Origin of the sequence: Kitasatospora cheerisanensis KCTC 2395 (assembly GCF_000696185.1) — a bacterium.
Classification (GTDB): Bacteria; Actinomycetota; Actinomycetes; order Streptomycetales; family Streptomycetaceae; genus Kitasatospora; species Kitasatospora cheerisanensis.
The window spans coordinates 1,766,763-1,786,093 of sequence record NZ_KK853997.1 but is presented as its reverse complement, the minus strand read 5'-3'; the positions used below and the strand labels follow the sequence as shown (position 1 = coordinate 1,786,093).

General features: G+C 74.5%; 14 protein-coding genes and 2 pseudogenes. 14 read left to right on the top strand and 2 right to left on the bottom strand.

Annotated elements, in window-relative coordinates; genetic code table 11:
- The first annotated feature begins 30 nt into the window (after positions 1-30).
- The 6 genes and pseudogenes from KCH_RS08050 (at position 31) to KCH_RS08025 (ending at position 6,813) form a co-directional block, all read left to right on the top strand.
- The gene (locus KCH_RS08050; RefSeq protein WP_035860698.1) at positions 31-1,224 is read left to right on the top strand and encodes a sensor histidine kinase; all 1,194 of its coding nucleotides are present in this window, start codon (positions 31-33) and stop codon (positions 1,222-1,224) included.
- The gene (locus tag KCH_RS08045) at positions 1,221-1,883 is read left to right on the top strand and encodes a response regulator (protein ID WP_035860695.1); all 663 of its coding nucleotides are present in this window, start codon (positions 1,221-1,223) and stop codon (positions 1,881-1,883) included. The genes KCH_RS08050 and KCH_RS08045 overlap by 4 nt, the downstream gene beginning before the upstream one ends.
- Positions 1,884-2,001: 118 nt before the next feature.
- On the top strand, positions 2,002-2,268 hold the full coding sequence (locus tag KCH_RS43265) for an SHOCT domain-containing protein (protein WP_035860692.1): 267 nt from the start codon (positions 2,002-2,004) through the stop codon (positions 2,266-2,268).
- Positions 2,265-3,014 (top strand): ABC transporter ATP-binding protein, encoded by a 750-nt coding sequence (locus KCH_RS08035; RefSeq protein WP_035860689.1) that lies wholly within the window; start codon positions 2,265-2,267, stop codon positions 3,012-3,014. The genes KCH_RS43265 and KCH_RS08035 overlap by 4 nt, the downstream gene beginning before the upstream one ends.
- Positions 3,011-5,574, top strand: a pseudogene (locus KCH_RS08030) (FtsX-like permease family protein). Before KCH_RS08035 ends, KCH_RS08030 begins: the two are co-directional and overlap by 4 nt.
- Positions 5,575-5,706: 132 nt before the next feature.
- The gene (locus KCH_RS08025; protein ID WP_035860685.1) at positions 5,707-6,813 is read left to right on the top strand and encodes a PLP-dependent cysteine synthase family protein; all 1,107 of its coding nucleotides are present in this window, start codon (positions 5,707-5,709) and stop codon (positions 6,811-6,813) included.
- Positions 6,814-6,820: 7 nt separating this feature from the next.
- On the opposite strand, the gene KCH_RS08020 is transcribed toward KCH_RS08025, so the two are convergent.
- Positions 6,821-7,273, bottom strand: coding sequence for a DUF4267 domain-containing protein (locus KCH_RS08020; RefSeq protein WP_084223371.1), 453 nt, complete (start codon positions 7,271-7,273; stop codon positions 6,821-6,823).
- Positions 7,274-7,389: 116 nt separating this feature from the next.
- Here KCH_RS08020 and KCH_RS08015 point away from each other — a divergent pair.
- From KCH_RS08015 to KCH_RS41100, 6 genes and pseudogenes are all read left to right on the top strand, one after another.
- Positions 7,390-7,961 (top strand): annotated as a pseudogene (locus KCH_RS08015) (TetR/AcrR family transcriptional regulator).
- Between the two features lie 262 nt (positions 7,962-8,223).
- Positions 8,224-8,403, top strand: coding sequence for a hypothetical protein (locus tag KCH_RS08010; RefSeq protein ID WP_035860682.1), 180 nt, complete (start codon positions 8,224-8,226; stop codon positions 8,401-8,403).
- Positions 8,404-8,559: 156 nt separating this feature from the next.
- A complete protein-coding gene (locus KCH_RS08005) occupies positions 8,560-9,636 on the top strand; it encodes an LCP family protein (protein ID WP_084223369.1) in 1,077 nt (358 codons plus the stop codon).
- Positions 9,637-9,650: 14 nt separating this feature from the next.
- On the top strand, positions 9,651-13,454 hold the full coding sequence (locus KCH_RS08000) for a bifunctional glycosyltransferase/CDP-glycerol:glycerophosphate glycerophosphotransferase (protein WP_035860677.1): 3,804 nt from the start codon (positions 9,651-9,653) through the stop codon (positions 13,452-13,454).
- A complete protein-coding gene (locus tag KCH_RS07995) occupies positions 13,447-14,394 on the top strand; it encodes a hypothetical protein (protein WP_051652871.1) in 948 nt (315 codons plus the stop codon). Before KCH_RS08000 ends, KCH_RS07995 begins: the two co-directional genes overlap by 8 nt.
- Positions 14,395-14,405: 11 nt before the next feature.
- Positions 14,406-14,879, top strand: coding sequence for an Ig-like domain-containing protein (locus KCH_RS41100; RefSeq protein ID WP_051652870.1), 474 nt, complete (start codon positions 14,406-14,408; stop codon positions 14,877-14,879).
- A gap of 81 nt (positions 14,880-14,960) precedes the next feature.
- Here KCH_RS41100 and KCH_RS07990 read toward each other — a convergent pair whose 3' ends face one another.
- Positions 14,961-15,953: an endonuclease/exonuclease/phosphatase family protein gene (locus KCH_RS07990; protein WP_051652869.1), complete on the bottom strand. Its 993-nt coding sequence runs from the start codon at positions 15,951-15,953 to the stop codon at positions 14,961-14,963.
- Between the two features lie 372 nt (positions 15,954-16,325).
- Here KCH_RS07990 and KCH_RS07985 point away from each other — a divergent pair, with 372 nt between their 5' ends.
- Complete coding sequence (locus KCH_RS07985) at positions 16,326-16,949, top strand: DUF6879 family protein (protein ID WP_035860674.1); 624 nt, start codon at positions 16,326-16,328, stop codon at positions 16,947-16,949.
- 78 nt (positions 16,950-17,027) lie between these two features.
- Complete coding sequence (locus KCH_RS07980) at positions 17,028-19,325, top strand: ATP-binding protein (protein WP_084223367.1); 2,298 nt, start codon at positions 17,028-17,030, stop codon at positions 19,323-19,325.
- The last annotated feature ends 6 nt before the right edge of the window (positions 19,326-19,331 follow it).

Below are 19,331 nucleotides of genomic sequence, written 5' to 3'. Positions count from 1 at the left end.
CAGGCGGGAGGCGCGGCTAGCCTTCCGGGTATGGGAGATGCGCGGCGGCCGTGGGTGCCGGTGTGGGTACGGGCCGGCAAGGCCGGGTGGCCGGTCGCGGCGGCCGTCGTGGTGACGGTCGTCCAGCTGGTCGGGACGTCCGCGGCGGCCCGGCACCAGACCGGGCGGGCGCCGCTGGACGCCTGGGGGTACCTGCTGCTGGTGCTCGGCCCGGCGCTGCTGGTGCTGCGGGTGCGGTGGCCGGCGTTCACCGTCGCCGCGACGACCGCGGTGACGGCCGCCTACCTGTGGGCCGGATACCCGTACGGGCCGGTCTTCGTGGCACTGGTGGTGGCGTTCTTCTCGGCCGTGCAGCGCGGGCACCGGCGGGCCGCCTGGCTCAGCGCCGGCGGCTTCTACCTGCTGCACCTGCTGGTCAACTACGCGGTGCCGGCCGACTGGCTGCGCTCGCCCGGCCACCGGGTGGCCGGCTGGCAGGAGCTCGGCATCACGGCCTGGCTGCTGCTGGTGGTCGCCGGCGCCGAACTGGCCCGGTTCCGGCGCGAGCAGATCGCCGCCGTGCGGGCCGCCGAGGAGGAGGCCCGGGCCCGCCGCAGCGACGAGGAACGGCTGCGGATGGCACGGGAGTTGCACGACATCCTGGCGCACTCGATCTCGCTGATCCACCTCCAGGCCGGGGTCGCCCTGGAACTGCTGGACGCCCGGCCCGAACAGGCCCGGGACGCCCTGGTCACCATCAAGGCCACCAGCAAGGAGGCGCTCGGCGAGGTCCGCCAGGTGCTCGGCACGCTGCGCACCCCCGGCGCCGCCGCACCCCGCACCCCCGCGCCCGGCCTGGAACGGCTGGACGAACTCGTCGCGCAGGCCGGCCACGCCGGACTGGCCGTCACCGTCCGCACCGAGGGCCGCGCCCCGCGGCTCGGCGCCGGCCTCGGACTCGCCGCGTTCCGGATCGTCCAGGAGGCGCTGACCAACGTCCTGCGGCACTCCACCGCCCGCGCCGCCGCCGTCGAACTCGCCTGGCACGCCGACCGCCTGGAGCTGACCGTCACCGACCCCGGCCCGCCCGGCGGCGGCGACGCCGGCGGCAGCGGCACCGGACTGGTCGGCATGCGCGAACGCGCCGCCGCGTTCGGCGGCACCGTGGACGCCGGACCCGACGGCACCGGCGGCTGGCAGGTCCGGGCCCGGCTGCCGCTCACCCGCGAGGAGGACCACGCATGATCAGGGTGCTGCTGGCCGACGACCAGAAGCTCGTCCGGGCCGGCTTCCGGGCCCTGCTGGACGCCCAGGCCGACCTGGAGGTGGTCGGCGAGGCCGACGACGGCGAACAGGCCGTCGCCCGCGCCGCCGAACTGCGCCCCGACGTCGTCCTGATGGACATCCGGATGCCCCGCGTGGACGGCCTCGCCGCCACCCGCCGGATCTGCGCCGACCCCGCGCTCGCCGACGTCCGGGTCGTGGTGCTGACCACCTTCGAACTCGACGAGTACGTCTTCGAGGCGCTGCGGGCCGGCGCCGCCGGCTTCCTCGTCAAGGACACCGAGCCCGGCGACCTGCTGCGCGCCGTCCGGGTCGCCGCCGCCGGTGACGCGCTGCTCTCCCCGGGCGTCACCCGCCGCCTGATCGGCGAGTTCGCGGCCCGCTCCAAGGAGCCGTCCACCGCCCGCCTGGACGTCCTCACCGACCGCGAACGCGAAGTCCTCGCCCTGGTCGGCCTCGGCCTCGGCAACGAGGACATCGCCCGCCGCCTGGTGGTCAGCCCGCTCACCGCCAAGACCCACGTCAGCCGCACCATGGTCAAACTCGGCGTCCGCGACCGCGCCCAACTCGTCGTCGCCGCCTACGAATCCGGCCTGGTCCGCCCCGGCTGGCTCGGGTAGTCCCGGGGGAGCAGCCGCGCTGCCTCCCGGTGGGGGACGCGCCGGGGGCCGGGCCGGCGGGACGGTGGAGGGGCGGGCAGGAGAGAGCTCCCGCCCCCTTCCGAGGAGATGAGTTCCGATGGTCGCTTCGCTGGCCGACGGGCCCTGGCCGGGCCCCTGGGTGCTGGTGTTCCCGTTCTTCTGGCTGCTGGTCGCGGCGGTCGCGGTGCTGGTGCTGCGCCGGGTGGCGTGGCGGCGCCGCGGCCGGTGCGGCGGCGGCTCCGAGCACGCCCCGCTGGCGGTGCTCGGGCGGCGCTACGCGCACGGCGAGATCGACGCCGAGGAGTACCGGGAGCGCCGCGCCGTCCTGACGGAGGCTCAGGACGCGCCGGGGGTGGAGCGATGAGCGCCGCGGCCCGGGTCGAGGACGCCGTGAAGGAGTACGGCGCGGGGGAGACCCGGGTGCGGGCCCTGGACGGCGTGAGCGTCGAGTTCGCCGCGGCCCGGTTCACCGCCGTCATGGGGCCCTCCGGCTCCGGCAAGTCGACGCTCATGCACTGCGCCGCCGGGCTCGACACGCTCAGCGGCGGCCGGGCCTGGCTCGGCGACACCGAACTCTCCGCACTCGGCGACCGCGAACTGACGCTGCTGCGCCGCGAACGGCTCGGCTTCGTGTTCCAGGCGTTCAACCTGGTGCCGACCCTGACGGTCCGGGAGAACATCACCCTGCCGCTCGACCTCGGCGGCACCGCCCCCGACCACGACTGGCTGGACGCCCTGATCGACGTGGTCGGCCTCGGCGACCGCCTGCACCACCGGCCCGGCCAGCTCTCCGGCGGCCAGCAGCAGCGCGTCGCCGTCGCCCGGGCCCTCGCCGGCCGCCCCCAGGTGGTGTTCGCCGACGAGCCCACCGGCAACCTGGACTCCCGCAGCGGCGGCGAGGTCCTCGGACTGCTGCGCTCCGCCGTCGACACCATGCACCGGTCGGTGGTGATGGTCACCCACGATCCGGCCGCCGCCGCGTACGCCGACACCGTGCTGTTCCTCGCCGACGGCCGGCTCGTCGACACCATGCAACAGCCCACCGCCGCACGGGTCCTGGACCGGATGAAGGCCTTCGACGGCCGCCGCGCCCCGGCGGGCGCCCGGTGAACGCGAGCGTCCGCCTCGGGGCGCGCTCGCTGATCGCGCACCGCCGCCGCCTGGCCGGCACCGTGCTGTCGATCGTCCTCGGCGTCGCCTTCCTGACCGGCACCATGGTGCTCGGCGACACCCTGCGCGCCAACTTCGACACCCTGTTCGCCGACGCCAACGCCGGCACCGACGCGGTGGTCCGCAGCGCCGACGCCCTCGCCGACCCCGCCGTCCCCGGCGGCGTCCGCGCCCCGCTCGACGCCGCGCTCGCCGAGAAGCTGCGCGCCGTGCCCGGGGTGAGCGCCGCCGAAGGCGCCGTCCAGGGCGCCGGCCAACTCCTCGGCCGGAACGGCGAACCCGTCGGCGGCCAGGGCCCGCCCACCTGGGCCGGCAACTGGATCGCCGACCCGCAGCTCAACCCGTACCGGCTCGCCGAGGGCCGCGCCCCCGCCGCCCCCGGCGAGGCCGTGATCAACCGCGGCGCGGCCGAGGCCGGGAACCTGCACCTCGGCGACAGCACCGTGCTGCGCACCCCCGACCCGGTGCGGATCACCGTGGTCGGCATCGCCACCTTCGGCGCCGACGCCGACGGCATGGGCCCCAGCACCTTCACCGCGCTCACCCTCGCCGACGCGCAGGCCCACCTGACCCCCCGCGGCAGCGGCCAGCTGTCCACCGTCCGGCTGCGCTCCGACAGCCTGAGCCAGCGTCAACTCGTCGACCGGGTACGGCCGCTGCTGCCCGCCGGGGTGGAGGCGCTGACCGGCGCGGACGCCACCGCGGAGTCCACCGCCGACGTCTCCGGGCGCTTCCTCGGCCTGTTCACCACCCTGCTGCTGGTGTTCGCCGGCATCGCGCTGCTGGTCGCCACCTTCACCATCCACAACACCTTCGCCATCGTCACCGCGCAGCGCACCCGGGAGAACGCCCTGCTGCGCGCCCTCGGCGCGAGCCGCCGGCAGATCCTCGGCACCACCCTCGGCGAGGCCCTCGCGCTCGGCCTGCTGGCCTCCGCGCTCGGCCTGCTCGGCGGCTTCGGCGTCGCCGCCGGACTCAAGGCGCTGTTCGCCGCCCTCGGCTTCACGCTGCCCACCGGCGGCACCGTGGTCAAGACCGCCACCGTCCTCCTGCCGCTGCTGGTCGGCACCCTGGTCGCGGCCGGCTCCGCCCTCGCCCCGCGCTGCGCGCCGCCCGCACCGCGCCGCTCGCGGCCCTGCGCGACACCGCCGTGGACGACGCCGCCACCGGCCGGGCCGCCGTGCTGCGCACGGTCCTCGGCGCGCTGCTGACGGCCGGCGGCCTGCCCGCCGTGGTGGTCGGCGCGACCCGCGGGCCCTCGCTGGCGCTGACCGTCGGCGGGGCGCTGGCGCTGCTGCTGGGCACCGTGGTGCTCGGCCCGGTCGCCGCCGCCACCGCCGTCCGGGTGCTGGGCGCGCCGCTGGTCCGGCTGCGCGGCGTCACCGGCGCGCTGGCCCGCCGCAACGCGGCCCGCAACCCGAAGCGGACCGCGGCCACCGCGAGCGCGCTGATGGTCGGCGTCGCCGTGGTCACCCTGTTCACCGTGTTCGGGGCGTCCGTGAAGGCCACCCTGGACGACACCGTCGCGCGCTCCTTCGCCGGCGACCTCGCCGTCACCGCGCCCGCCGCCGGGGCCGGCGGCAGCGGCGTCTCCCCGAGGCTCGCCCCCGCCCTGGCCGCCCTGCCGGAGGTCCGCGCCGCCGCCGGCCTCGGCCGGGGCGTGGCCCAGGTGGACGGCCGCGGAAAGCAGTTGGACGTCGCCGACCCGGAGCAGCTGGCCCAGGTCACCGACCTCGGGCGGATCGACGGCTCGCTGGCGGACCTCGGCGCCGACGGCCTCGCGGTCTCCCGCACCGAGGCCGCCGCCCGCGGCTGGCAGCTCGGCAGCGTCGTCCCGATGCGGTTCACCGACGGCCCGGCCGTCTTCACCGTCCGCGCGCTGTACCGCGGCGGCGGCGTCACCGGCGACTACCTGATCAGCCGCCGGGCCTGGGAGCCGCACCGCGTCCAGGACGCCGACACGCTGGTCGCCGTCGCCCTGAAGCCCGGCGTCGGCCTCGCCGCGGGCAAGGCCGCGCTCACCAGGGCCGCCGCCGGCTTCGGCGGTCCGCAGGTGCAGACCCGCGCCGAGTACGCCGAGAGCTCCGCGTCCGGCGTCGACATGATGCTGTCGGTGGTCTACGCGCTGCTGGCGCTCGCCGTGCTGATCGCGCTGCTCGGCATCGCCAACACGCTGACCCTGGCCGTCCACGAGCGGCTGCGGGAGCTCGGGCTGCTGCGCGCCGTCGGCCAGACCCGGGCGCAGCTGCGGGCGATGGTGCGCTGGGAGTCGGTGCTGGTCGCCGCCTTCGGCACGGCCGGCGGGCTGGCGCTGGGCGTGCTGCTCGGCTGGGCGCTGACCCGGGCCGCGGACAGCGCCGGCACGGGTTCGTTCGCGCTGCCCGCCGGGCGGCTGGCGGTCGTCGCCCTGGTGGGCGTGGCGGCGGGGGCGCTGGCCGGTCTGCGGCCCGCGGCGCGGGCGGCGCGGCTGGACATCCTGCGGGCGGTGGCGGCGGACTGACGGATCGTCAGGCACTGCGTCGCGCGGGGCCCCGGCTTCCCATAAGCGGAAGCTGGGGTCTCCGTAACCGTCACTTATCGTGATCACCTGTTACAGTGGGTGGGTATTCGGCGGGTGCGAGGAGAGTGCGCGATGACCGTTCCGACCCTGGACGTGGACCGTTCCGACCCCGAGTACCGGGCCTGGCTGAAGGAGTCGGTGCGGCGCGTGCAGGCCGACGCCAACCGCTCCGCCGACACGCACCTGCTGCGCTACCCGCTGCCCGCCGCGTGGGGCATCGACCTGTACCTGAAGGACGAGTCCACCCACCCCACCGGCAGCCTCAAGCACCGGCTGGCGCGCTCGCTGTTCCTGTACGGCCTGTGCAACGGCTGGATCCGCCCCGGCAAGCCCGTCATCGAGGCGTCCAGCGGCTCCACCGCCGTCTCCGAGGCGTACTTCGCGCAGCTGATCGGCGTCCCCTTCGTCGCGGTGATGGCCCGCTCCACCAGCCGCGCCAAGATCGAGCTGATCGAGTTCCACGGCGGCCGGTGCCACCTGGTCGACGACCCGTGCGAGGTGTACGAGACCGCCACCGCGCTGGCGGCCGACACCGGCGGCCACTACATGGACCAGTTCACCTACGCCGAGCGGGCCACCGACTGGCGCGGCAACAACAACATCGCCGAGTCGGTGTTCGCGCAGCTGCGGTTGGAGCCGCACCCCGAGCCGGCCTGGATCGTCGCCACCGCCGGCACCGGCGGCACCTCCGCGACCATCGCCCGGTACGTGCACTACATGCAGTACGACACCCGGATCTGCGTCGCCGACCCGGAGAACTCCTGCTTCTTCGACGGCTGGGTGAACCGCGACCCCGACGCCACCTGTCCCACCGGCTCCCGGATCGAGGGCATCGGCCGGCCCCGGATGGAGCCGTCCTTCGTGGCCGGCGCGATCGACCGGATGATGCGCGTCCCCGACGCGGCGTCCATCGCCGCCGTCCACCTGCTGGAGGGCGTCCTCGGCCGGAAGGCCGGCGCCTCCACCGGCACCGGCCTGTACAGCGCGCTGAGGATCGTCGCCGAGATGCGGGCCGCCGGCCGCACCGGCAGCGTCGTCACGCTGATCTGCGACCCCGGCGACCGCTACCTCGACAAGTACTACTCGGCCGAGTGGCTCGCCGCGCAGCGGATCGACCCGGCGCCGCACCGCGCCGCCCTGGAGGCGTTCCTCGCGGGCGGCGACTGGTCGGACGGCTGAGGCGGCGTCAGCTCCGGCTCGCCGGCTTCTCGGTGAGCACCAGGCCGGCCACCAGGACCATGACCGCGGCCGTCGCGTAGTGGACGCCGAACGCCATGGCGGTGCTGCCGTGGTGGACCAGGATGGTGGTCGCGTCGCCGACCGGGACGGCCGCGATGACGAGCATCGCCCAGCCCGAGGCGCGGCGGTGCCCGAGCAGCAGCAGGGCCAGCGGGACGAGGCCGGAGACCACGTCGCGGATGCCCTTGGTGATGAGGAACGTCGCCGCGTCGCCGTGCGGCCAGGCCGGGAGGCCGAAGCTCGGGGCGGTGGACTCCGGGGCGAGGACGTAGCTCAGGCCGAACCAGAGCGGGAACAGGCCGAGCAGGACGGTGCCGGCGGTGGCCAGGTGGATCCGCAGGCGGCGGGTCGTGGTGGCGGCGGGTGCTTCGACGGCGGGTGCTTCGACGGCGACGGACATGGTGGTTCCCCCAATGCGACGTGGGCCGCGCCGCCCTTTCGGTTAGCGGCGCTAGCGATGTGAACAACGCTAGACCGACGGGCCGTCAGTTGTCTAGCGGTGCTAGGATTCCGGGCATGGCTATCAAGGAGCGCAGGGCGCGCGAACGCGCCGAACGGGAACAGCTGATCGTCCGGGCCGCCCGCGAACTCGCCGAGACCGAGGGCTGGGACGCCGTCACCACCCGCCGGCTCGCCGAACGCATCGAGTACAGCCAGCCCGTCCTGTACAGCCACTTCGCCGGCAAGGACGCGATCGTCGCCGCCGTCGCCGTCGAGGGCTGCGCCGAACTCGCCGTCCAGCTGCGCGCCGCCGCCGCCGGATCCGCCGAACCGCGGGCCGCGTTCGCCGCCGTCGCCCGCGCCTACCTGGCGTTCGCCGCCGCCAACCCCGCGCTGTACGACGCCATCTTCACCATGGCCAACCCGCTGCCCTACGGCACGCCCGAGGCCCCGCCGCCCTGCACGAGGCGTTCGCCGCGATCGCCGACCCGGCCACCGCGAGCGCCGCCGCCGCGGGCCTCGACCCGGCCGGCTACACCGAACTCGCCTGGTCCGCCCTGCACGGCATGGCCACCCTCACCCGCGGCGGCCGGCTCCGACCGGACCTCGACGACAGCCGCATGGAGGCCTTTTCCGCCGTCTTCTGACGGGCCGTCGCCCGCAACCGCCGCGGCCCCGCGCCCGTCCGAGCAGGAGGACGGGCGGGCGCACCCGGCGCCGCCCCGGGGGGAGCGACAGCATGAACCTGATCGGACGTCCGGCCACCGCGGCCATGGGTGCGGCCGGGCCGGCCTCGCCACGTACGCCATCGTCTCGGTCCTGGCCCGCGACTGGACGGGCTGCGACACCCACCTCGAACCCGGGTCGCGCGGCGCCCTGGCGGCCCTCTTCCCGTTCCTGTTCGTCCTGGTGGCGGCCGGTGGCGCGTTCCTCGGCTCGGCCACCGGCTGGACCGGGCTGCGCGAGCGCGCCGACGACCCCGAGGTCGTCCGCCTGCTGGGCGTCGCGGTCGGCATCCTGCTCACCGCCTTCGCCCTGGTGCTGCTGCTCGGCGGCTCCGCCGACCCGTCCGCCTGCCCGGTCCCGTAGCCGGCCGGCGGGTCACGGAGCGTCAGGCAACGGAAACGCAAAGAGACGGTATGGGTCCGTGATCAAAGAAGTAAACAAGTCATGAAGATCGCATGAGAGCATGACCAGTCAGTCCGGGTACGCACCGAGCCCGGGGGCTGGGAGGACGCTCGACCCATGGCGCAGACTGACGGGATGTCGGCCGCACCGGAGACCGCTGCGGCCGCATCGGGCCGGGCCCCGAAGCGGCGCCGCCGCGGCCGGCGGATCCTGCTGATCGGCGGCGGCGTCGTGCTCACGCTCGCCCTGGCCGCCGGCGGCACCGGGCTGTGGATGTACCGGCACCTGGAGGGCAACCTCGACACCGTCGACATCGACAAGGCCCTCGGCGAGGACCGGCCGGCCGTGCTGCCCACCGGCGCCCAGGACATCCTGGTGCTCGGCTCCGACTCCCGCAGCGGCGACAACGGCGAACTGGCCGGCGGCGACGTCGGCGGCACCGCCCGCTCCGACACCGCGATGCTGGTGCACATCCCGCAGGGCCGGGCCAACGCCACCGTGGTCAGCATCCCGCGCGACACCATGGTCGCCCGCCCCGCCTGCACCACCGCCGCCGGCAAGCAGGTCCCCGCCTCGCCCCGGGTGATGTTCAACTCGATCTACACCACGGCCGGTCCGGCCTGCGTGGTGAAGACCGTCGAGAGCATGACCGGCCTGCGGATGAACCACTACGTGGAGATCGACTTCGCCGGGTTCAAGGAACTCGTCGACGCCATGGGCGGGGTGGAGGTCACCACCGACGCCCCGATCGACGACAAGTACAGCGGCCTGCACCTGCCGGCCGGCACCCACACCCTGGACGGCACCCAGGCGCTGGCGTTCGTCCGCACCCGGCACGGCATAGGCGACGGCAGCGACCTCGGCCGGATCGGCCTCCAGCAGAAGTTCCTGCTCTCCGTCCTCTCCCAGCTCCAGCGCAAGGGCACTCTCTCCAGCCCGACCAAGGCGTACGGCGTGGCGAACGCGGCCACCAAGGCCCTCACCACCGACACCGACCTCGGCTCGCTCAACGGCCTGCTCGACTTCGCGCAGAGCATGAAGGGCCTCCAGCCCGAGCGGATGAAGACCGTGATGCTCCCCGTCGTCGCCGACCGGATCGACCACAACCGGGTGGTCGCCGACGAGGCCCGCGCGCAGAAGCTCTGGCAGGCCCTGCGCGAGGACAAGCCGGTCCCGGCCGCCGTCGCCGGCTGACGGAGGAACGGACCATGCTTGCCCACCGCCCCAGGCTGAGCGTCGTCGTGCCCTTCCAGGACGTCGAGACGTACCTCGCCGAATGCCTGGAGTCCATCGCCCGGCAGTCGTTCCGCGACTTCGAGGTGATCCTCGTCGACGACGGCTCGACCGACGGGTCCACCGCGATCGCCCGCGCGATGTGCGCCCGCGACCCGCGCTTCAAACTGATCCGGCAGGACCCGCACGGCCCCGGCCACGCCCGCAACACCGGCCTGCGCGCGCTGCACCCCGACGCCGAGTTCCTGGTCTTCGCCGACGGCGACGACGTGGTGCCCGAGCACGCCTACGAGGTGCTGCTGCGCACCCTGGAGGAGTCCGGCTCGGACTTCGTCTCCGGCAACGTGCAGATGATGAACTCCACCAAGAAGTGGCAGTCCCCGCTGCACAAGGGCCCGATGGCGGCCAACCGGCGCGGCACCCACATCACCAGGTTCGACAAGCTCATCTACGACCGCACGGTGTGGAACAAGCTGTTCCGGCGCAGCTTCTGGGACTACTACTTCATCGAGTTCCCCGAAGGCGTCCTCTACGAGGACTCCTGGGTCAACATGTTCGCCCACTTCCGGGCCGCCAAGGTCGACACCATCACCGACGTCGTCTACTACTGGCGCCGCCGCGAGGGCAACGCCGCCCCCTCCATCACCCAGCGCCACCACGAACTCGACAACCTGCGCGACCGGGTCTCCGCCGTGCTGTCCGTCAGCCGCTTCCTCGGCGGCCACCGCTCCCGCAGCTTCGCCGAGTCCAAGCGCAAGTACGACCTGGCCTGCCTCACCTCCGACCTGATGCTCCATCTGAAGGCGCTGCCCGACGGCGACGAGGAGTACCGGCACTCCTTCGTCCAGTGGGCCAACGAGTTCCTCGACGAGGCCGGCGAGGACCTGATCGACGAACTCCCCGCCGAGGCCCGGGTCAAGTGGTGGCTGGTGCGCCGCCGCAAGCTCCAGGAACTCCTGGACGTCGTCGAGTTCGAACGCCGCGGCGGCCCGATGCCGGTCCAGCGGCGCTTCCACCGCTACCTCAAGTACCCGCACCTCGGCGACCGCCGGGTCGGCATCGGCCGCAAGGCGTACCGGCTCGGCAAGGAGCTCTCGCTGCACGGCTCGATCGGCGAAGTCCGCTGGGACGGCGACCGGCTGGAGCTCTCCGGCAGCAGCTACATCCGCTTCGTCAACGTCCACAAGCGGCACATGTCGGTCAAGGCGCTCGCCCTGCGCAACAAGAAGCAGGGCCGGATGCTGCTGGTCCCCGCCCGCACGGTGTACGCCCCGCAGGCCACCGAGCACTCCAACCAGAACCGGTACTGCTACGACTGGTCCGGCTTCACCGCGACCTTCGACACCGGCCGGCTCAAGCAGAAGGGCCAGTGGGCCGAAGGCACCTGGGACGTCGCCGCCGGCGTGCTCAGCCGCGGCCTGTTCCGCTACCGCGGCCTCGACCGCGGCACCGTCGGCAGCGCCGCCAACCCGCCCTACCGGTACGTCGACAAGAACACCCGGGTGCTGCCGCTGTTCGTCCAGAACCGGCTCAAGCTCCGGGTCGAGATCGTCCGCTGCCGGATCACCGCCCACCGCATCACCGGCGAGCACCTCGAACTGCGCGGCGTCCACCTCGGCCCCACCGTCCCCGAGAGCGGCCAGCTCCGGCTGGTCAGCCTCGGCGGCGCCGGCCGCACCCAGGCGCCCGTCCGGTTCACCCCCGGCGGCGACGGCTGGTGCACCTTCACCGTCCGCGTCCCGCTGCGCAGCCTGGTGCCCGCGCACCGCAGCGAGGACGCCGGCGAGGCCGTCCCGCAGTCCTGGGACCTCGGCGCCAACGGCTGGAAGACCACCTTCCACGTCGCCGGACGGAAACTGACGATGTATCCGGTGATGGCCGAGGAGACCCCCGACGGCCACCACCGCCTCCCCGACAGCCTGCAGACCCCCGAGCGCGACCGCGAACTCGTCGTCCACCGCAACGGCGCCGGCTACCTCGTCCTGTTCGAACGGGCCACCCTGCCGCTCACCACCCGCTACGGCTGGGAGGAGGACGGCACCCTGGAGATCGTCGGCCGCTACCACGCCCTGCACCTGGTGCCCGCCGACCGCCGGCCGGAAGTCCACCTGGTGCTGCGCTCCCGGGCCCAGGGCACCGAGCGCGCCGTCCCGCTGGAACTCTCCGGCGAACACTTCCGGGCCCGCTTCGCCCCCGCCCGGATCCGCACCCTGGCCGGCACCGTCCCGCTCGCCGCCGGACGCTGGGACCTCTACCTGCGCCGCCAGGACCCGGCCCGTACCGCGCCCGAGGACCGGCTGCCCGACCTGATGCTCAAGCTCGACCAGGACGCCATCCCCGGCCTCCCGCAGGCCGTCGAGGACGACGGCCGCGGCTACGACCTCCAGGCCGAGAGCTACGACCGGCTCTCCCTCCAGGTCCACTCCGCGATGCCCGACCACGCCCGCGGCCCCTACCGGCAGAAGCTGCTGCGCACCAAGGCCTACCCCGCCGCCCGCCAGCAGCCCGTGAAGCCCGCCGTCCTGTTCGACGCCTTCAAGGGCACCCAGTACTCCGACAGCCCGCGCGCCGTCCACGAGGAACTGATCCGCCGTCAGGTCCCGCTCGACCACCTGTGGGTGGTCAAGGACGACCAGGTCGACGTCCCCGACACCGCCCGCGCCGTCCGCATGTGGTCGCCCGAGTGGTACGACGCCCTCGCCACCAGCCGCTACATCGTCGCCAACAACCACCTGCCCGACTGGTTCCGCAAGCGCCCCGGCCAGGTCGTCGTCCAGACCTGGCACGGCACCCCGCTGAAGAAGATCGGCCACGACATCGAGGCCGTCCACTTCGCCGACAAGCGCTACCTCGAACGGCTCGCCGTCGAGGTAGAGAACTGGGACCTGCTGGTCTCCCCGAACACCTTCTCCACGCCCATCCTGCGCCGCGCCTTCGGCTTCCCCGGCGAGATCGTCGAATCCGGCTACCCCCGCAACGACGTGCTGCGCAGCCCCGACGGCGCGCGGCGCGCCGCCGCCGTCCGCCGCAGGATCGGCATCCCCGACGGCAAGCGGGTCGTGCTGTACGCCCCCACCTGGCGCGACGACCAGTACTACGCGCCTGGCCGGTACAAGTTCGACTTCCGGATCGACCTCGACGACGCCCGGGCCCGGCTCGGCGACGACCACGTGCTGCTGGTCCGCCGCCACCCCAACGTCGTCGACCCCGTGCCGGGCGCCGGCGACGGATTCGTCCACGACGTCTCCGACTACCCCGACATGGCCGACCTGTCGCTGATCACCGACGTGATGATCACCGACTACTCCTCGCTGATGTTCGACTTCGTCAACACCGGCCGGCCGATCCTGTTCTTCACCTACGACCTGGAGCACTACCGCGACACTCTGCGCGGCTTCTACTTCGACTTCGAGGCCAGCGCACCCGGGCCGCTGCTCGCCGGCTCCGCCGAGCTGATCACCGCGATCCGGCACGCCGACGAGGTCCGCGCCCGCTACGGCGAGCGCTACCGGCGCTTCCAGCGGGACTACTGCGACCTCGACGACGGACACGCCGCCGCCCGGCTCGCCGACCGCCTGCTGGTCGCCGGCGGCGACCTCGACGCGCCGCCCGCGCCCGCCCCGGCCGCGGCCGCGCGGCCGGCCGTGCCCGACAGCTTCGAGGGCGTCCCCTGGCCGCTGCCGGCCCACCTCACCGCCGAACCCGACCCCGAGGGAGCCGCCGCCCGGCTCCGCGACCTGCAGAGCATGCGCAGAGGAACGGAATCCCACCGTGTCTGACCAGACCCGCCCCAGCCGCCCCGTGGTCGAGGGCCGGGACGACAGCGGACCCGTCCCCGTCGAGTACCGCTTCAGCCACGCCCGCAACGGCACCCGGCACCTCGTCGTGGTGTTCGCCAACTTCTCCGCCCGCGACGAGTACGGCTTCTCCAACGGGGTCCTCGACCAGGTCCGCGCCAACATCCTGTGGATCCGCGACCTGTTCGACGGCGGCAACACCTACTACCTGTGCAAGGACATGGACTTCGGCGTCGAACGCTCCGTCGCCGCGCTGATCGCCAGGTTCGCGCACGCCCTCGGCCTCACCGCCGACCAGGTCACCATGTTCGGCGGCTCCAAGGGCGGCACCGCCGCGCTCCAGTTCGCGCTCCGGCACGGCTGGGGCAACGCCCTCGCCGTCGTCCCGCAGTTCCGGATCGGCACTGCCCTGCACGAACGCCGGCCCGCGGCCGCCGCCCTGATGATGGGTCAGGTCACGCCCGAGAAGATCGCCGCCCTCGACACGGTGATGCCCGAACTGGTCGCCGGCACCCCGCACCGGCACACCAACGTCTACCTCGTCACCTCGCCGCAGGACGAGCACTACGGCCGGCAGGTCGCGCCGTTCGTCGACCTGTTCCGCGACTACCCGAACTTCAACCTGGTGTTCAACGACTCCCCGCTGATCACCGGCCACGACACCGTCACCGCCCGGACCCTGCCGCCCATCATGGGCCTGCTCAACCTGCTCGTCGCCGGGATCGCCCCGCGCCTCGGCCAGGTCCGCACCGGCGGCGAACAGCCCGGCCGGGACACCGCGCCCATCGACGCGCTGCTCGCCGCGACCGAACGCTTCCCCCGCCCCCGGGTCGACTTCCCCGCGCCCGGCACCACCGTCCCCGGGCACGCCGTCGCCCTCGGCGGCCTCGCCCCGGCGCGGCCCGGGTCAGCATCTGGCTGAACGGCAAGTACATGGGCTCCGCGCCGACCGACGCCGAAGGCCGCTGGGAGCGCCGGTTCAGCCGCCCCTGGGAAGCCGGCGAGTACACCCTCAAGCTGTTCGGCGTCGCCGCCGACGGCGAGCAGAGCCCCCGCACCCGGCACACCCTCGCCGTCACCGAACCCGCCCCGCCGCTCGACCCGCCCGTGGTCACCGACCCCGCCGACAACAGCTACGTGCCCGGCCCGGCGGTCCGCCTCAGCGGCCACGCGATCGACGCCGAACGGGTCGAACTCGCCATCGGCGACCATGCGTTGGGCGCCGCCCCGGTCGAGGACGGCAGGTGGACCTGGCAGCCCGCCTGGGAGTGGCGCGGCGGCGGCCACACCGTCGACGTCCGCGCCGTCGCCCCCGACGGGCGGGTCTCGCCGCCCGGGCAGGTCACCTTCGTGGTGGCCGGGGCGCTCGCGCGCAACCCCAAGCTCCAGGAGCGGTACGGGGACTGACCGGGGAGCCCGCGCGGGGTCCTGCTGTGGGGGCCTGCTGTGGGCGGTCCTGCTGTGCGGGTCCTGCTGCGCGGGACCGGCTCAGAGCGCGGCGGCGACGGTGAGCAGCTCCGCCCGGTGGTCGGAGAACCCGGTGTCCACCTGCGAACAGCCGTGCCGGGGCAGCGCCGTGAACAGGTAGTCCAGTTTCAGACCGTTCTCGTGGGTGGCCGCGAAACCCGAACGCTGGTCCGCCGACTCCTGGTCGCACTCCTGCACCGAGTCGAAGTAGCCCGCCGGCCAGATCCAGGCGTCCTTGTTGCGCGGGCCCGGCGGCGAGGAGTTGAAGTCGCCGCCGAACACCGAGTCTCCCGGGCCGGCCGCCGCCCGCAGCGCCGCCAGCTGGTCGTCCCGCAGCTCCGCGGGGCGGTCCGAGCGGTCGGAGGGCGGCAGCGAGAGGTGCGCGACGCAGAGCCGCAGCGGGGCCGCCGCCGGATTCGGGCCGGCGGCGCTCGGGGTCGGGGTCGCGGTCGCGCAGAGGATGCCGCGGTGCAGGCCCTGCGCCGGCTGCGGCGACCGCACCGGGGTGACGTCCGTGAGCGGGGCGGCCGCGAGGATGCCGAAACCGGCCTCGCCCCGGCCGTCGCCGCAGTCCACCGGCGTGGCCGTGCCCGCCGCGTCCACCTGCCGGTAGGGCTCGAACGCCAGCTGCCAGTCCGCGCCGAGGCCGGTCCGCGCCCGGTCCAGGTCGCCCCGGCAGGCCTCCTGCACCAGCACCACCCGCGCCCCGTGGTCCTGCGCCAGCGACCGCAGCGCCTTCGCCTTCTGCTCCCCGCCGCCGTACTCGCCGCAGCCCCAGGCGTTCACCCCGCACATGTTCCAGGTCGCCACCGTCAGCCGGGGACCGTCCGGCCGGCCCGCCCCCACCAGCGACTCCGCCCCGTGCCGCACCGCGGGCACCAGCGCCAGCAGCAGCACCCCCGCCGCCGCAGCCAGGAACACCCGGCGGCGGCGCCGCGGCCGCGGCCCCGCGATGCTGGCGTAGTAGGGCGGCACGACATCCCCCGAGCGCTGAACGGTGACGGCGACCAGCATAACTTCGATCCCGAACCACCCCGCCGGCGGTCCTCGCCCCGGCCCGCTGCCCCTGACGACCCGTCAGGTGTAGGCTGGCCGGCCACTGCCGCGCCGACGGATGAGGCCCCCATGCCCCCCACCTGGCAACCCGACCCGTCCGCCCCTTCACCCGCCGCCTCGGCCGCCCCGCCGCCGCCCTGCACGCCTCCGACGGCCGCGACGAATGCCCCGACCTCTGGCAACTCGCCAACGGCGACATCGCCGTCATCGGCACCGACCTGACCGACGCCTACCGCCACCGCCTCCCCCCGGACGTCCGACTCGCCCCCCACGAACGCCTGGTCGTCATCCCGGGCGCCATGCTCACCGCCGCGAAGCCGGACATCCCGGATGCCTGAGCTGCGCGCCCCGGCGCTGAAGCCGGAGTGGGGCTGCCGGCTCGATCGGGAGGCGTACCGGCGCGACTTCCGGGAGCGGGACGCGCGGATCCGTGGACGGGACTCCTGGAAACTCGAGCGCCTCCAGTACTTCGAGGAGCAGAACAGCCCGAGCCGGGACGCGCTCCGCCGCGGCGACTGGGAGGGTGCGCTGCGGCTGCTGGAGGAACGGCGCGGCACGCTGGAGGCGATCGGACGGGAGGACGAGGAACGCGGATCGCACTTCCACCGGGTCCGCGTGGTCGAGCGCCCGCTGACCGGCTACCTGCAATGGGAGCTGCACTCGCTGCGGATGCGCGCCGAATGCGGGGAGCGGGTCCGCATCGTCCCCGCGGAGGACCTGGCGGACGGCCTCGACCCGCTGCCGGAGGTCGTGGTGCTCGGCGGCCGGACCCTGTACCACGTCCAGTACACGCCGACCGGAGTCCCGGACGGCGCCGTCCGCCATGTCGACCCGGAACTCGTCGGCGCCTGGGAGGAGTTCATCGGGTCGCTCTACCGGCTGGGGGAGGACGTGGCGTCCTGGTTCGCGCGGGAAGTGGCACCCCTCGCACCGCCCGGTGCGGAAACGGAGTAGGCGATCAACGGGAGCAGCGGCGGCGGGACGCGCAACGAGCTGTCGGGGACGGCACACCAGGCGGTCCAGGTCGGGTCGGTGAGCGGTGGCATCCATCTGCACGGCCGGACGGAGCCCGAGGCCGGTTTCCCCACGCCCCGTCAGCTCCCGTCGGGCGTCCGGGATTTCGTCAACCGCACCGACGAGCTGCGAGTGCTGGATGCCGTCCCGGACGGCGCCGAGCACGCTCCGGTGTACGTCATCGCGGGTACCGCAGGGGCCGGCAAGACCTCGCTCGCGCTGCGCTGGGCCCACCGGGCCCGGGCGCGCTTTCCGGACGGGCAGCTCTACGTCAACCTGCGCGGGTACGACCCGGGGCAGCCCGTCACTGCCCGGGAGGCACTGGGCCGGTTCCTGGTCTCGCTCGGCGTGCCCGCCGCGTCCGTCCCGGCGGACCAGGACGCGGCGGCGGCGCTCTACCGCTCGCTGCTGGCCGACCGCCGGGTGCTGGTGGTGCTGGACAACGCCGCGTCCGTCGGCCAGGTCCGTCCGCTGCTGCCCGGCGGCGCGGGCTCGCTGGCCCTCGTCACCAGCCGGAGCCGGCTGTCCGGACTCGCCGTCCGCGACGGCGCGCGCCGCCTCACCGTCGGAACCCTCCCGGAACCCGAGGCGGTCGCCCTGCTGCGCACCGTCACCGCCGACCACCGGCCGGACGACGACCCCGCCGACCTGACCGAGCTGGCCCGACTGTGCGCCCTGCTCCCGCTCGCCCTGCGGATCGCCGCCGAACGGGCCGCGAGCCTGCCGCACCTCGCACTGGGCGAGCTGATCGCCGACCTGCGGGACGAGTCCGCGCTGTGGGACGTCCTGAGCGTCGGGGACGAGGAGGAGAGCGACGCCGTGCGCACCGTGTTCGCCTGGTCCTACCGCGCCCTGCCCGAGCCGGCGGCCCGGCTGTTCCGCCGGTTGGGCCTGCACCCGGGGCCCGAGTTCGGACTGCACGCCGCAGCCGCGCTGGCCGAGTCGACCACCGGCCGGACCAGGCAACTCCTGGACACCCTGGTCGGCGCGCACCTGGTCGAACAGACCGCCCCCGACCGCTTCCAGTTCCACGACCTGCTGCGCGCCTACGCCACCGACCAGGCCCGGCACGAGGAATCGCCCGAGGCCCGGCAGGCCGCACTCCGCCGGGTGCTCGACTGGTACCTGCACACCGCCGACGCCGCGCAGCAGTGGCTGAGCCCGGCCGAGGCCCGCCTCCCGCTGGATCCGCCGGCCGACGGCGTCCAGCCCCTCGCCTTCGCCGACCGCAACGCCGCCGCGGACTGGGCGGAGCGCGACCGCGCCAACCTCCTGCACACCGTGCGCAGCGCCGACGGGGCCGGGAAGGACCGCCACACCTGGCAGTTGGCCGCCGCGCTCTGGAACGCCCCCGCCGCCACCGCGCCGGGAGGGGACTGGATCCCGGCGGGCCGCCTCGGCCTGGCGGCGGCCGAGCGACTGCGCGACCGGGCCGCGCAGGCCCTGCTGCTCACCGACCTCGGCATGGCGCACACCCAGGTCAACCGCCTGGACGCCGCGCTGGACCACCACCGGGGCGCGCTCGCGCTCTGGCGCGAACTCGGCGACCCCGTCAACGAGGCCCACGCGCTCAACCTGCTCGGCGTCACTCACCTGCGCGGCCGTCAACTGGACGAAGCCGCACCGTACTTCGAGCGAGCCATGGCCGCGTTCCGGCGGCTCGGAGAGGCCCACTGGGAGACCACGGCCCTTGCCAACCTGGCCGGCGCCCACCAGCACGCCGGGCGGACCGCGGAGGCCAGGGCCGCCGCCGAACGGGCGCTCGCCGCGTACCGCGCCTCGGGCGACCGGCGCGGCGAGGGGAACGTCCTGCGGATGCTGAGCGACATCCTGCGCGAACAGGGCGAGACCGAGCAGGCCCTGACGCTGGCCCAGGCCGCCGTGGAGATCGCGCTGAACCTGCGCAACCACCGGCTGGAGGCGTTCTGGCTGCTCGCGCTCGGCGACAGCCGGCGGGACGTCGGCGAGTACGCCGAAGCGCTCGACGCCTACCACCGCTCCGCCGTCCTGCACCGCCGCCTCGGCGACCGCAGCCGGGAGGCGCTCGCCTGGCACGGCGCCGGAGAGACCTACCTGCGGCTCGACCGGCCGGAGGACGCGGCCGGCTTCTTCCGCCGCGCCGCCGGAAACCACCGCGAACTCGGCGACGGCTGGTACGAAGCCCTCGACCTCGACGGCCTGGCCCGGGCCCTGCACGGCCGGGACGCGGAAGCCGCCCGCCGCCACTGGGCCGCCGCACTCGCCCTGCTGGCCGACCGGAGCGATCCGCGGGCGGTGCGGCAGCGCGACCGGATCGAGCGCAGCCTCACCTCCTGACCGGCC